Here is a 14366-nt window from a genome sequence, read left to right as displayed (position 1 = left end):
GGTGTTGTCCCGGGAGCGCGGTTGGCCGCGCTCCCGGGGTGGTGGGTCAGGCTTGGGTGAAGCCGTCCATGATGGCGGTCGGCTTCCGGGTGGCCGAGTCCCAGGCGCCCGATCCGTAGGAATTGAACTGAGACATGATCGCCGGCTCCCAGTAGAAGAGCCCTTGTCCGCCGTTGGCCTTGAGCGCGGTGATGTAGGCCTTGAGCGCCGCCTGTGTGGATGAGACCCGATCCACGCGGCCGCCGAACTCGACCTGCATGAAGGGCTTGCCGTACGCGTCCGAGATGCTCTTCATGTTGCCCACGATGCCGGCCGCGACATCGGCACTGCCGTACGACGAGAAGCCGTTGATGTCCCACTTGCCACCGTTGGCGGCGTACCGGCTGAAGAAGGTCTGCATCACGTCGTAGTTCTGCGGCTGGGCGAGGTGGATCATCACGAGCGTGTTCGGGAAGACGGCCTTGACCATCTCGTACGCCGCGTTGAGGAGGCCGGTCATCTGCGCCGGGTTCGACACGCTGCCGACCGGGCGGCAGATCCCGCTGTTGATCTCGTTGCCGATCTGCACCCAGGCCGGCGTCACGCCGTAGTACTTCATCACGTTCATCGTGTGGTAGACGTAGTCGTACATCGCGTCGCGCATCTGGCTGTAGGAGTAGTTCTGCCAGGCTGCAGGCGGGTTCTGCACTCCGACCGAGTTCCACGTGTCGCCGAAGTGCAGGTCGAGCATCACTTGCATACCTCGGGCTTTGACGCGGGCGGCGTACGCGGACATCTCCTGGATCGTGCAGTGCCCGTTGCTGGGATCACTGGACGGATTGACCCAGGTGCGCAGCCGGATGGCGCTGATGCCGTACTGCGCAAGGATGGTCAGCAGATCGTGCTTGGCGCCACTGGCGTCAAGCCAGTACAGGCCCGCGGCCTCCATCTGTGGGGTCCAGCTGATGTCTGCTCCCTTGATGAAGGTCGCGGCGTTCGCGGGCAACGCGCCGCCGGCCAGCGAGGCGCCGGCGGCGAGTGCTGCCGAACCGGCCAGCAGAGTCCGGCGGGAAATTGGGTGGGCGGTCATGACGGTCTCCTTTGTGCGATGGGGCGGACTCGACAAGAAGAAAGTGCTGTCAGCCCTTGACTCCCGAAGCCACGACGCTCCGGATGAAGTAACGCTGGGCGAACAGAAAGATCAGCAGAGCCGGCAAGACGTACAAGGCCGCAGCCGCGGCCTGCACCGTCGGAATGGCGTTGCCATGCGGATCGCGGTACCAAGCGGTGATGGCGACCGAAAGGGTTGTGTGGTCGACATCGAGCAACAGCGCCGGGGCGATGTAGTCGCCCCAGGTCCACGTGAAGGACAGCAGGAACGACGTGAGCAGGACCGGCCGGGACAGCGGCAGGAAGATCCGCAGGAAGATCCGCGCCCATCCGCAGCCGTCGATGATCGCGGCGTCCTCCAGCTCGCGCGGAATCGCGGCAAAGAACTGCCGGAACAGGAAGACTAGGTACGGCGAGGCCGCGAGGCCCCACAAGACCCATGGCCAATAGGTGTTGACCAGGCCGACGCGGGAGAACAGCACGTACGTCGGCAGCAGGGTCAGGATCTGCGGCAGCATCATTGTCGACAACAGGACAAGGAACAGCCCGCCCTTGCCCCGGCCGCGCAGCCTGGCGAAGCCGAACCCGACGGTGGCGCTCGACGCGGTGATGAGCACCGCGTAGATCGTCGACAGGAAGAACGAGTTGGCGGCGTACGCCGGGAAGTTGATATCGGTGAGCGCGTGGACGAAGTTGCCCCACTGCGCGTGCTGGGGCAGGATCCGGGTCGGCACCGCAGCCCACTCGTCACGCGTCTTCAGTGCGGCCAGGAGCAACCACACGAACGGCCCGACGAAGAGCACGGCGAGAGCCATCAGGAGCACGTAGGTTGCGCCGACGCTGAGCCGCAGGTTGCGGACGCGCACTTGCGTCACCGCGGCCGGCCCGGAGTGTTGCCTGTTGACGTGCACAACGAGTCTCCTAACGATCCGAGTCGGTGTCGACTTCGTAATGCACCCACAGGCGGCTGGACCGCTGGACCAGCAGGGTGAACGCGAGGATCACCAGGAAGAACACCCACAACATCGCCGAGCCGTAGCCGAACCGGTTGCTGCTGAAGAACTCCTGATAGACCTGCACCATGTACAGATGGGTGCTCTGCGGCACCTGGCCGACCCCGGCGATGCTGTTGGTTTCCGCGAGCAGCAGCGGTTGTACGACGATCTGGAACGTCGCGATCACCCCGGTCACCACCTGGAAGAAGATGACCGGAGAGATCATCGGCACGGTGATGTGCCGGAACACCCGCCAGCGGTTGGCGCCGTCGACGATCGCCGCCTCCTCCAGTTCCTGGGGCACGCCCTGCAACGCGGCCAGCATGATGACCATGCCGCCGCCCAGGCCCCACAGCGTCAGGATGATCAGCGCGTAGAAGGCCATCGGGTCGACCAGCCAGGTGATCGACTTGATCCCGGCGACGTTGAGAATCGCATTGAGGATGCCGGCGTCGCGGTTCAGCACGAGCTTCCACATGATCGCCATCGCCACCACAGGCACGACGGACGGCAGGAAGAAGAGCGTCCGCCACAGACCGACCGCCTTGAGCCGCCGGTTCAGCAGCACGGCCAGCCCCACGGCTCCGGCCACACTGAGCGGTACGGCGATCGCGGTGTAGGCGATCGTCCGGAGCAGCGCGGCCCACGCCTCCTGGTCGCCGAACAGCTCGACGTAGTTCCGGAAACCTACCCAGCGCCAGCGGGACGAACTGCCGTCGAAGTTGGTCAGGCTCACTCCGAACGCGTACGCCAGCGGCGCCGCCGTGAGGAGCAGAAATCCCAGCACCCACGGCGCAACAAAGGCGTAGAAGGTCCGGCTCGAGTACCGCGTCCAGCTGTTTCGTGCCATCGCGCGATCAGCCGATCTGCTCTTTGCCCTGCTTGAGCAGCTTGTTGATGTCCTGGGTGATCGCCTGGCACGCGGCGTCGACCGTCAGCTGCTTCTTGATCGCGCGCTGCAGGTATTTGTCCAGTCCGAGGTTCCAGGCATCGATGGTCACGTACGGCGAATCCGGCAGCGCACCGGTGGACTTCAGCTCGTTCTGCGCGACCTGGTAGGCCTGCTTCTGGTACGGAAGATCCTGCGGCAGCTTGGGCAGCAGCGACTTCAGGGCTGGCAGACCCCATCCGCTCTTCGCCCTCTCCTCGGCGGGCGGGCCGGCCATGAAGTACTCCATCAGCTTCCAGGCCTCGTCCTTGTGCTTCGACTTGGATGGAATCCAGGCGCCCTGACCGGCGTACGTCGGGCTGATCCGCTTGTCACCCATCACCGGGGCCGGCGCCATCCGGATGTTTGCCTGCAGAGCCGTCTCCTTGACGAAGTTGCCGCCGTACCAGTAGCCGTCCTGGCTGACGGCCATCCGCTTGGCCATGAAGGTGGAAAGGTCGGCACCATCCGGCAGAGGGTCGAGCGACGTGGGTCCCACGCCGGCCTGGGCGAAGTCGACGTACCAGGAGAACGCGCGGCGCGCCGCGGCGGTGGTGAAGTCGGTTTCGGAGAGGTCCTCGTTGTACAGCTGCTCACCCTGCTGAAGGATCATCATCGCGATCGGCGCGTAGACGTTCCAGGCCCACTCGAGACCGACGCCGTAGACCTTCGTCTTGCCGCCCTGCTTGACAGTGAGCTTCTTGCCGATGGCAAGCAACTCGTCGTAGCCGATCGGCTCGGTGTCACTGAGGTGCGGCACCTTGGCCTGGTCGAACAGCTGCGTGTTGTACCAGAGCGTCGCGTCCTGACTCCAGTCCTTCACGATCCCGTAGTACGCACCCTGGCCGATCTTGCCACCGTCCCAGCGGAAGCTGTCGTTGACCGCGAGCAGGTCGTCCTTTTTCAGCACCTCGCTCTTCTCGAGGTACGGCGTCAGGTCCGCGGCGAGACCACGGGCGTTGAAGTTCGCACTGCCCACCGCGGCCCCGCGGACGAAGTCCGGTGGGTTGCCGGCGGCAAGCATCGCGTTCAGCCGGGTGGGATCGGTCTGCAGGAAGTTGACCTTGATCCCTGAGTTCTTGGCCTCGAAGTCGGCGATGTGCTCCTTGGTGAGCTCGTTGTTGTTGTACATCACGGTCAGCGTGACGGTTCCTTCGGCCCCGCCGCTGCCACCGGACGTGCCGGACGAGCCCGCGTCGCATCCGCTCAGCAGCCCGCCGGCGGCAGCGCCACCGGCCACGGCTGCCGAGCCCGCTAGCAGCCGCCGCCTGCTGATCCGTGCCGATCCGTCCATGCCGACCTCCTGACGCGTGTGCCAGTGACACGCTCTGATGCTGAGTGATTCTGGGAGCGCTCACAGTGTGGGAGTGCGAAATTCTGCTGTCAATACTTCGTAACATCGGATCTCTCGTGCCATCATGGGAGCCGTTTCTGTGAACGCTCCCAGATTGGGCTCCCGCCGATGAGCATCGTCGTACCGGTTCACTCCGAACCAGCAGACCGAGCCGAACCGCTGTTGCCGCGTCTGACCGGCATGGGGTACGGCGGTGACTACAACCCCGAGCAGTGGCCGGAGCAAACCTGGTATGAGGACGTCCGGTTGATGCGCGAGGCGGGGGTCAATCTCGTCAGCGTCGGCATCTTCGCCTGGGCCATGCTGGAGCCGTCACCCGGGCGCTACGAGTTCGGCTGGCTGGACCGCGTCATCGAGCTGCTGCATGACGCCGACATCGCCGTGGATCTGGCCACGCCCACGGCCGCGCCGCCGCCATGGTTCTTCCGGCGCCACCCGGAAGCGAGGCTGGTCGACCGGGACGGCCGGGTGCTGGGCGTCGGCGGCCGGCAGGCGTTCTGCCCCAGCTCCGCCGCATATCGTGCGGCCGCCGCGAGCATCACCGAACAGCTCGCGACGCGCTATGCGGGACACCCGGCCCTCACCCTGTGGCACTCACACAACGAATATGCCGGCGTCAACGCGCACTGCTATTGCGAGACATCGGCCGAGGCGTTCCGGGCCTGGCTTCGGGAACGCTACCCCCACCTGGACGACCTCAACGACGCCTGGGGCACGAGCTTCTGGGCTCAGCGGTACGGCGAATGGGCGGAGATCGAACCTCCGAGCCGCGCGCCGACCGTGGTGAACCCGGCGCAGCAGCTCGACTTCCTCCGGTTCAGCTCCGACGAGCACCTCACAAACTTCGTTGCCGAACGCACCATTCTGCGCCGGCTCTCGCCGGAGGTCCCGGTCACCACCAACTTCATGATCCCCAACTGCAAGTGGATCGACTACCGGCGCTGGGCCAAGGAGGTCGATGTGGTCTCCAACGACCACTACCTGCAGTCCGAACGGGTCGACAATCACATCGAGCTCGCCCTGTCGGCCGACCTGACCCGGTCCGTCGCGGACGGACGCGGCTGGCTGCTGATGGAGCACTCGACCAGCGCGGTCAACTGGCAGCCGCGCAACCTCGCCAAGCGACCGGGCGAGCTGCGCCGCAACAGCATGAGCCATCTCGCGCGCGGCGCCGAGTCGGCCCTGTTCTTCCAGTGGCGAGCCTCCCGGTTCGGCGCCGAGAAGTTCCACTCCGCGATGCTGCCGCACGGTGGCACCGAGACGCGCGTCTGGCGCGAGGTCCGCGCGCTCGGCGCGGAACTGCCCAAGCTGGACGAACTGCGTGGCACGCAGGTCGCGCCTGACGTCGGAATCGTCTGGGACTGGCCGTCGTGGTGGGCGCTGGAGCTGGAGTGGCGCCCGTCGGTGGACCTGTCGTACCTCGAACGCATGACGGCGTTCTACGAGGCGACGTGGCGCGAACACCTCACCGCCGACTTCATCCACCCCGAAGGGGACCTCTCGAAGTATCCGCTTCTGCTCGTTCCCAGCCTCTACTTGACCACTCCCGCGGCGGCGGCGAACCTCGCGTCGTACGTCCGCCGCGGCGGCACACTCGTCGTCTCGTACTTCTCCGGCATCGTCGACGAGAACGATACTGTCCACCCAGGCGGGCATCCCGGTGCTCTCCGCGATCTGCTCGGCGTAACGGTCGAGGAGTTCCTGCCCCTACGAGAAGGCGAGCGCGTCGCCCTCGACGGCGGGTCGTCGGGCGACGTCTGGACCGAACGCGTCGTCCTCGACGGCGCCGAAGCGGTACGGCACTACCTCGACGGACCTGCCGCCGGCGGCCCTGCGGTGACCCGGCACAGCTTCGGCAACGGAACGGCCTGGTACATCTCAACCCGGCTGGCCTCCGACGACCTCCGCGACGTACTGCGTGAAGCCGGCCTGCCGCGTCGCGACGGGCTGCCGGCCGACCTGGAAGTCGTACGGCGCCTTGGTCCGGCGCACGCCTACCTGGTCGCGATCAACCACGGTGACCGCGACGCCTCCCTGCCCGGGGACGGGGACGAGTTGCTGACGGGCAGGTCGTGTGTGGGCGAGCTCGTCGTGCCCGCGGGTGAGGTGCGAGTCTTGCGATCGCAGCAGCGCACAATGTGACCATGAGCGCATCCAGTCGTCCCCGCCGCCCGACCGTGGAAGACGTCGCCGCCGTGGCGGGCGTCTCCCGCGGCACGGTGTCGCGCGTGCTCAACGGTGGCCACTACGTCTCACCGGACGCTGCGGCAGCCGTGCAGCGGGCGATCCGCAAGACCGGCTACGTGGTCAACCAGCACGCCCGCAGCCTGGTCACGCAGCGGTCCGACTCGGTGGCGTTCATCCTGTCCGAGCCGCAGGAACGTTTGTTCGAGGATCCGAACTTCAATGTCCTGCTGCGAAGCTGCACGCAGGAGCTGGCCGAGCGTGACATCACGCTGTTGCTGACCATCGCCGGCACGCAGGCAGACAGGCAACGGGTTGGGCGTTGGGTCACGGCCGGGCACGTCGACGGCGTACTCCTGGTCTCCGAGCACGCGGGGAGCCCACTGATCGACGAACTGCGCTCGCGCGGGCTGCCGATCGTCGCGTGTGGCCGGCCGATCGGCCACGAGCGCGAGATCTCGTACGTCGCAGCCGACGACCGCGACGGCGCACGGCAGATGGTGAGCTACCTGCGCTCACGTGGTCGTCGAACCATCGGCATCATCACCGGACCTCTCGACACCCCGGGCGGAGTCGACCGCCTGGCCGGCTACCGCGACGTGATCGGCGAGCCGGACCCGCGCCTCGTCGGGACCGGAGACTACAGCCAGGCCTCCGGCGAGGCGGCCATGGACGACCTGTTGCGGCGCGCACCGGACCTGGACGCCGTATTCGTGTGCTCCGACCTGATGGCTCTCGGCGCGGTGTCCGCCCTGCACCACGCGGGCAAACGGATCCCCGACGACGTCGCGGTCGGCGGCTTCGACGACTCCAAGGCTGCCCTCACGTCCACCCCCAGCCTGACCACCATCCGCCAAGACTTCACCCGAGTCAGCGCCGAAATGGTCCGCCTCCTCCTGGCCACCATCGGCACCGAAAACCGCTCCGCTGTCACCCTCCCCACCGACCTGATCATCCGCAACTCAACCTGACCCGCACCCGCAAGGCCTGCGGCTAATCGAGGTCGACCAGCGCGTTGAGGGCGGACATGGGCGTCTGCGTGGACTCGCGCCAGCGGAGAGACCAGCTGTACGCCGGGACATCGGCCAGGGGACGGACCACCACACCATCGGGCGACGGAGTCGAGAGCAGGCCGAGGGCTACGCATTCGCCGGCGCGGACCAGCTCCAGCGCGGAGCTCGTGCCGTCGGTGCTGGCGGGATGCCGACGTGGTGCGAAGCCCGCGGTCCGACAGCACTCGAGGATGAACTCATTCCACTCCGGCGCGAAGTCGTCGCGTGGCAGGTAGTGCGTCTCGTCGGCCAGCTCCCGTACGGCGACCGCATCCGCCGCGGCGAGCCGGTGATCCATCGGCAACGCGACACCAAGAGCTTCACGGCGGATGAGACGCTCTCTGAGCCCGTCCGGCAGGCGCGCGTTCGATCCGCACAGCGCCAGGTCCAGCTCGCCGCTGAGCAGCCGCTGCTCCTGATCGCGGCTGCCACGGCTGCTGACCTCGAGCCGGAGCGAAGGAAGCCGGTCGCGTAGCCGGGCCAGCACCACCCGGGGCGTGACCAGATCTGTCTGCAGCACATCGATCCGCAGTACCTGATCCCGTTCCGCGGCAGCCGCCGCCTCGGCGACGCCGGTCCGGATCGCGGCGAGCGCTCTCTGGGCGTGCGGCAGGAACGCCTCGCCGGACGCGGTCAGAGCCACACCGCGCGGTGACCGCTCGAACAGCTGCACGCCGAGCAGGCCCTCCAGCCGGCGGATCTGATTGCTGAGCGCCGGCTGCGAGACGTAGAGCCGGCGCGCGGCGGCGGTGAAATGCAGCTCCTCGGCCATCACCAGGAAGTAGCGCACCAGCCGTAGATCGACGTCCATACCTTCCCCACCTGCAGCGATAACCAGAGGTTGTGACGTTAGTAGGACTGTGTCTTGGACGTCGAGCCTGGGGCCGGCACAGCATGTTGGCCATGACCACACCGCGTGAAGCACTCAGGGCCAGCTGGGAGGACCAGCAGAATGTGCACGAGCCGGAGCGGGAGCTGCGATTCCGGCTCATGCTCGACTACGTCGGACAGCTGACCGGAACGCCGACCCGGGTGCTCGATCTGGCCTGCGGTCCCGGCTCGATCACTCGCCGGGTCCTGGATCGGTTCCCGTCCGCGGAGGTCGTTGCCGTTGACATCGATCCGCTGCTGCTCGACCTGGCCCGCGATGCCTTCGCCGGCGACCCTCGCGTGCAAGTGGTCGCCAGGCAACTCGCCGACCCCGACTGGACGGACGGACTCGACGGTGGTTTCGACGCCGTCCTGACTGCCACGGCGATGCACTGGTTCCCGCCGTCCGCGCTGGCCGGGGTGTACGCCGGTGTAGCGAGGCTGCTCCGGTCGGGCGGCGTCTTCGCGAACGCCGACCACGCCCCGATCGCAGAGCCCGTACTCCGCTCCGTGGCAGACAAGCTGCACGACGAGCATCTGCGGAGCACCTTCGCCGACGGGGTGGAGAGCTGTGATCAGTGGTACGAACGCGCGTACGCCGATCCGCGGTACGCCGGCCTCTGGGAACAGCGGCAACAGGCGTTCGCGCACTGGTCGGGCGACCTACTCGAACGCGAGGGCTGGCACGTCGACCTGCTACGCCGAAACGGCTTCGAACGAGCCGGAGCAGTCTGGCGCCAAGGCAACGACGCCCTCATCCTCGCCGTCCGCGCATAGCCGTCTATCTGATAGCGATCGGGTTGAGTGGTGCACCTACGGCACCTGTGATTCGTAGCCGAGCGACGACCAGGAAGAAGTCGTAGACACCGACCGCGGCGACCAACCACAGGCAGGCACCGGACCGCGGCGTCCAGCCACGGAGCCGAGCGAAGCGAAGGCGCCACCCGGCCGCGGCGGCCAGCCACGGAGCCGAGCGAAGCGAAGGCGCAAGGGGGTGCGGGTGGCGGAGCCCCCGCTCGCGGCGAGCGGAGCGAAGCCGCACAACACGACGAGGGCGACGAGGCCTGCGCTCTCCGCAGGCACACGTCGCCCATCGCACTCGTGGAGGTGGCGGGAATCGAACCCGCGTCCTTCAGCGTTGTTTCAAGGCTTCTCCGGGCGCAGTCTGTTATCGCTTTTCTCAGCCCCAGCGCTCTAACAGACACGTCGCTGACAGGCTCAGTCACTGTAAAAGTCCCGTGCTAACCCCGTGACCGGGTCAACACAGCAAGCTCTCTAGCTGAGGCCAGGAACCGGGTCGAGAGCATCCCCGGGCTGACCCCTCGTTTATCTCAGGCCGTCAGGCGGCGAGAGCGAGGTCAGTGCGCTTAACGTTGGCACTTATTGGTTTCCAGAGATCGTTAACGAGATAACCCTGGATCCTCGGCCCGCTTCACTTCAAACGAACGTCCAAAGTCGAAACCGTTCACCCCCTGTTGAGTTGTCAAACTCCCACCAGCACCTGAGTGCCGGTGGAAGATCCACACTATCAAGTCCAACAAGCCACCCGCACCTGGGATTCCCGTACGACGCGACCGTACGCAGGGCTACTTGATCAGCCGCAGCGTGAACGGGTAGCGGAAGTTGGCGCCGACCGCGGTGGCGAGGCCGCCGATGCCGGTGAGGATGAACCACAGGATGCCGACGATCGGGAAGAGGAAGGCGGTGAACCCCTCGGTCGCGCCGGTCATGATGCCGAGCAGCGCGAACGCGCCGAACGCGCTGAGCTGGAAGTTCAGCGCCTCGACCGCGTGCTTGCGGACCGCCGGGTTCTTCTGGCCGGACGTCGCGACGACGATCGCCGGGCCGACGAAGAACGTCGGGTACCCGAGCCAGTGCGCGACCGTGCCCATACCGCGGCCGTCGCCGTCGTACCGCTGGAGCGGGGCCGGGCGGGTGTAGGCGGCGGGGACGTACGTCGGGACCGGCCGGGCGACGAGTCCGTCGAACGTGCTGTTCAACTCGGCCCGGGTGCGGGCCTTCAGGGCCAGTTCCAGCCGGGTGTCGAACTCGGCGTGGTCGAGCCGGCCGTCGGCGTACATTTCTTTCAGGATCTCGACAGCGCGGTCCCGTTGGGCCGGCGTCACCAGCAGCTCTGAAGTGGACATGCATCCACTCTGCGCGCCGTACGCCGCCCACCCCATCGGGTTCAGCCCGGAGCAACCCCTGACCGGACCCCAGGCAGACGGTCAGCGGCGGCGGCGGTCGGACAGCGCTCGCTGGGCCTCGCGGTTGGCCTGGCGCTCGGCCAGCGCGTGGCGTTTGTCGTAGTCCTTCTTGCCGCGGCCGGTGCCGAGCTCGACCTTCGCGTAGCCGTCCTTGAAGTAGAGCGAGAGCGGGATCAGCGACACGCCCTGCTGCTCGACCGCGCGGATCAGCTTCTGCATCTCGTCCTTGTGCAGGAGGAGCTTGCGGGTCCGGCGGGGCTCGTGGTTGGTCCAGGTGCCGTGCTTGTACTCGGGGATGTGCATCCCCTGCAGCCACAGCTCGTTGCCCCGGACCGAGGCGAACGCGTCGACCAGGGAGGCCCGGCCCTGCCGCAGGGACTTCACCTCGGTCCCGGTCAGCACGAGCCCGGCCTCCACCACATCCTCGATGTGGTAGTCGTGTCGCGCCTTACGGTTCTGCGCGATCGGTTTCCGGCCGGTCTCTTTCACCATCCGACCAGTATCTCAGACGGCAAGCGGTCGGTGTTGCCATTTACTTCAGTGCCAGCGGCGGAAAGGGCGACACCGACCGCTTAGAGCCACTTCATCGGATTAACCACCCGGCCGTCCTGGTAGACCATGAAGTGCAGGTGACAGCCGGTGGAGTAGCCGGTGGTGCCGACGTACCCGATGATCTCGCCGCGGCGGACCCGCTCGCCGACGCGGGCCTTGTAGCGGGACAGGTGGTTGTAGACGGTGGTGATGGAGGAGCCGTCGATCACTCCATGTGAGATGAAAAGCCGGTTCCCGTAGCCGCCGTTGTAGTACTTGTCCGTGACGACGCCGCCGGCCGCCGCGCGGATCGGCGTACCGCAGCCGCCGCCGAAGTCGGTGCCGTCGTGCAGCTTCCAGTAGTGCAGGATCGGGTGGAACCGCATCCCGTAGGGCGACGTGATGTAGCTGTTGATCGGATAACTCAGCCTGCCGTCGCTCGGGTCGTTCGGAACCGGACGCGGCGGCCGGTGTTCCTTCCGTGCCTTCTCCCGCTCGGCCCTCTCCCGGGCCGCCTTGCGCCGGGCTGCCGCGGCCTTCTCCGCCTTGGCCCTGGCGATCAGGATCTGCTCGACCCGGTTCCGCTCCCGTAGCAGGGCGTTGTACTGCGCCTGCTCGGAGTTCTTCTCCTTCTGAGCAGCCTGATACGCGACCAGTTTCACCCGCGCGACGGCGGCAGCCTCCGCCTTGTCCGCGGCGACCTGCTTGGTCAGCTCGGCCACCTGTACGACGGTCCGCGCAGCCTCGGCCCGGGCGTCGGCGGCCTCCTTCTCCACCGCGGCGACCTTGGCACGCTTGCTGGCGAGCTGCGCCTGCGCGTTGTTCAGGTTGGTGATCGCGTTGCCCTGGATCCCGAACACATTTCGCTGGACCTGCATCCCAGTGGCGATATCGGCCGGCGACGCACCACGCAGCGCGATCGACAGCCCGACCAGCGAGTTCTGTTGCTGGTACGCCGATCTGACCGCCCGGCCGGCCACGGCACGCTTCTCCGCGATCAGCCGCTCACCCTCTTGTACGTCGGCGACCGCCGTACGCAAGGCTGCTTCGGCGGCAATGAGCTTGCCCGCGGCAACGGCGTCGGCAGCCTTCGCGGCCGCCAGCTTGCCCTGGGCAACGGCGTACCGGGCCTGGACGACCTTGAACTTCGCCTCCGCCTGGCTGTAGGCGGCAACGGATTTGCCGAGCTGGTCGGACGCGTCGTCGAGATCGGCCTTGGACTGGTCGATCTGCGAGTCGAGTTGTTTCTTCCTCTTGGCTGGATCCGGTGGGTCCGCACTCGCGGCTGGAACCACCGCCAGCGCTCCGGCGGTCAGGGACAGGACAAGGCAGCAAGCGGCGACGACCGTCTGCCGGCCCGGCGGTCTCGTGCGTGATCGCGGGCGCGGCGGTGCGGAGGTGCCGGTGCTGTCGTCTCGCTTGATGCTCGCCCGCTTGCGCGGGTTCGCACCGGGGAAGTGCGGGACCACAGGTCGACCCCTTGCTCTGGGTTGAGTTGTCGTGCTACTTCAGCACGATAAGTCACCCGGGTCAGACTTTGAGGTATTTCCGCGTTGTCAGGAATGTCGGGACGACGGCGAGCACCAGGCCGACCACGACCATGATCAGCGTCGCCCGGAAGGTTTCGGTCGCGCCGACCCACTGCCAGACCCGGAACGTCTCCTGGGCCCGCTGCATCACCACGAAGTAGACCCCGACCCACAAGGTGCCACAGGCAAGGACCGCGCCGATCAGTGCGGCCAGTACCGCTTCGAGCAGGAACGGTAACTGAATGTAGAAGTTCGAGGCGCCGACCAGGCGCATGATGCCTATCTCACGTCTGCGCGCGTACGCCGCCAGCCGGATCGTGTTGGAGATCTGCATCAGCGCGGCGACCAGCAGCAGCGCGGCGGCGACCAGCGCTCCGACTTGCAAGCCGTTCAGCGCCTTGAACAGTGGATCCAGATACTGTCTGAGGTCCTGGACGGTGTCGACGCCCGGGAGGCCGGCGACCGCGCTGACGAGGTTCTGGTAGCGCTGCGGATCCTTCAGTTTGACCCGGAAGGACTCCTGCATCTGGTCCTCGGTGACCGTGCTGACGATCGGCGAGTCCTTGTAGAGCTTCTTGAACTGCTCGAACGCTTCCTTCTTCGACTCGCCGAACACACCGTCCGGCGCGGTGTCCGGGTTCGACTCGATCACCTGGCGGATCCGGTTCTTCTGCTCTTGGGTCACCTCGGCGCCGGAGCAGCCGCGGCCGCCGGAGTCCTTGGTGCAGAGGAAGACCGAGATCTGGATCTTGTCGTACCAGTTCCCCTTCATCAGCTCGACCTGCTCGCGGGCGAGCAGCGCGCTGCCGAACAGCGACAGCGAGACCCAGATGGTGACGACGACCGCGATCGTCATCGACAGGTTCCGCTTCAGGCCGATGCCTAGGTCGGAGAGGATGTAGTTCAAGCGCATCAGTCAGTAATCCCTGTTCTCAGTGCTGGTAGCCGTAGACGCCGCGCGACTCGTCGCGGACGACGTGGCCGTTCTCCAGCTCGATCACGCGCTTGCGCATCTGGTCCACGATCGACACGTCGTGGGTGGCCATCACGACCGTGGTCCCGGTGCGGTTGATCCGGTCCAGCAGCTTCATGATCCCGACCGACGTACCGGGGTCGAGGTTTCCGGTCGGCTCGTCGGCGATCAGGATCATCGGCCGGTTCACGAACGCGCGGGCGATCGCGACGCGCTGCTGCTCACCGCCGGACAGCTCGTCGGGGAGCCGGTCCTCCTTGCCGTCCAGACCGACCAGTTCCAGCACCTCGGGAACGGTCTTGCGGATGTGCGAGCGGGGCTTGCCGATCACCTGCAGCGCGAACGCCACGTTCTCGGCGACCGTCTTGTTCGGCAACAGCCGGAAGTCCTGGAACACGGTCCCGATCTGGCGGCGCATCTGCGGGATCCGCCAGCTGGCCAGCCGGTTCAGGTCCTTGCCGGCCACCATGATGTGACCCTTGGACGTCCGGTGCTCGCGCAGGACCAGACGGAGGAACGTCGACTTGCCGGACCCGGAGGTGCCGACCAGGAAGACGAACTCGCCTTTTTCGATCTCGACGTTGACGTTCAGCAGAGCGGCCTTGGACTGGCCCTCGTACGTCTTGGACACATTCTCGAAGCGGATCACGGGAT

Annotated in this window: 13 protein-coding genes and 1 other RNA gene; 3 read left to right on the top strand and 11 right to left on the bottom strand. The window is 66.7% G+C overall.

From position 1 onward, the window contains the following. Positions 1-46: 46 nt before the first annotated feature. The 4 genes from EV646_RS19335 to EV646_RS19320 are packed head-to-tail and all read right to left on the bottom strand — an operon-like array spanning position 47 to position 4306. Positions 47-1069, bottom strand: coding sequence for a glycosyl hydrolase 53 family protein (locus EV646_RS19335; RefSeq protein ID WP_132150433.1), 1023 nt, complete (start codon positions 1067-1069; stop codon positions 47-49). Between the two features lie 49 nt (positions 1070-1118). Further along, positions 1119-2000 (bottom strand): carbohydrate ABC transporter permease, encoded by an 882-nt coding sequence (locus EV646_RS19330; protein ID WP_199237061.1) that lies wholly within the window; start codon positions 1998-2000, stop codon positions 1119-1121. Between the two features lie 10 nt (positions 2001-2010). Next, positions 2011-2934, bottom strand: coding sequence for a carbohydrate ABC transporter permease (locus tag EV646_RS19325; RefSeq protein WP_132150431.1), 924 nt, complete (start codon positions 2932-2934; stop codon positions 2011-2013). Between the two features lie 7 nt (positions 2935-2941). Continuing rightward, positions 2942-4306, bottom strand: a complete 1365-nt coding sequence (locus EV646_RS19320) for an ABC transporter substrate-binding protein (protein WP_132150429.1) — start codon at positions 4304-4306, stop codon at positions 2942-2944. Positions 4307-4474: 168 nt separating this feature from the next. On the opposite strand from EV646_RS19320, the gene EV646_RS19315 reads away from it, so the two are divergent. Both EV646_RS19315 and EV646_RS19310 read left to right on the top strand, forming a co-directional pair. Continuing rightward, positions 4475-6508, top strand: a complete 2034-nt coding sequence (locus EV646_RS19315; RefSeq protein ID WP_199237060.1) for a beta-galactosidase — start codon at positions 4475-4477, stop codon at positions 6506-6508. A 2-nt stretch (positions 6509-6510) separates the two neighbouring features. Then, positions 6511-7521, top strand: coding sequence for a LacI family DNA-binding transcriptional regulator (locus tag EV646_RS19310; protein WP_199237059.1), 1011 nt, complete (start codon positions 6511-6513; stop codon positions 7519-7521). A gap of 22 nt (positions 7522-7543) precedes the next feature. Here the strand turns inward: EV646_RS19310 and EV646_RS19305 are convergent, their stop codons facing one another. Next, positions 7544-8413: a LysR family transcriptional regulator gene (locus EV646_RS19305; protein WP_132150425.1), complete on the bottom strand. Its 870-nt coding sequence runs from the start codon at positions 8411-8413 to the stop codon at positions 7544-7546. 92 nt (positions 8414-8505) lie between these two features. On the opposite strand from EV646_RS19305, the gene EV646_RS19300 reads away from it, so the two are divergent. Continuing rightward, positions 8506-9249: a class I SAM-dependent methyltransferase gene (locus EV646_RS19300; RefSeq protein ID WP_158290984.1), complete on the top strand. Its 744-nt coding sequence runs from the start codon at positions 8506-8508 to the stop codon at positions 9247-9249. Between the two features lie 322 nt (positions 9250-9571). On the opposite strand, the gene ssrA is transcribed toward EV646_RS19300, so the two are convergent. From ssrA to ftsE, 6 genes are all read right to left on the bottom strand, one after another. Next, positions 9572-9945, bottom strand: a transfer-messenger RNA (tmRNA) gene (gene ssrA, locus EV646_RS19290). Positions 9946-10058: 113 nt separating this feature from the next. Next, positions 10059-10619, bottom strand: a complete 561-nt coding sequence (locus EV646_RS19285; protein WP_132150419.1) for a DUF1707 and DUF4870 domain-containing protein — start codon at positions 10617-10619, stop codon at positions 10059-10061. Between the two features lie 81 nt (positions 10620-10700). Beyond that, the gene (gene smpB, locus EV646_RS19280) at positions 10701-11171 is read right to left on the bottom strand and encodes an SsrA-binding protein SmpB (RefSeq protein ID WP_132150417.1); all 471 of its coding nucleotides are present in this window, start codon (positions 11169-11171) and stop codon (positions 10701-10703) included. Positions 11172-11251: 80 nt separating this feature from the next. Next, entirely contained in the window at positions 11252-12679 is a 1428-nt protein-coding gene (locus EV646_RS19275) for a M23 family metallopeptidase (protein ID WP_132150415.1), read from the bottom strand. Positions 12680-12740: 61 nt separating this feature from the next. Then, complete coding sequence (gene ftsX / locus EV646_RS19270) at positions 12741-13652, bottom strand: permease-like cell division protein FtsX (RefSeq protein WP_132150413.1); 912 nt, start codon at positions 13650-13652, stop codon at positions 12741-12743. A 19-nt stretch (positions 13653-13671) separates the two neighbouring features. After that, the gene (gene ftsE / locus EV646_RS19265; RefSeq protein WP_077013482.1) at positions 13672-14361 is read right to left on the bottom strand and encodes a cell division ATP-binding protein FtsE; all 690 of its coding nucleotides are present in this window, start codon (positions 14359-14361) and stop codon (positions 13672-13674) included. Positions 14362-14366 lie beyond the last annotated feature (5 nt).

Source organism: Kribbella antiqua, from assembly GCF_004345665.1.
In the GTDB taxonomy this organism is placed as follows: domain Bacteria; phylum Actinomycetota; class Actinomycetes; order Propionibacteriales; family Kribbellaceae; genus Kribbella; species Kribbella antiqua.
This window is presented reverse-complemented; position numbering and strand designations above follow the sequence as displayed.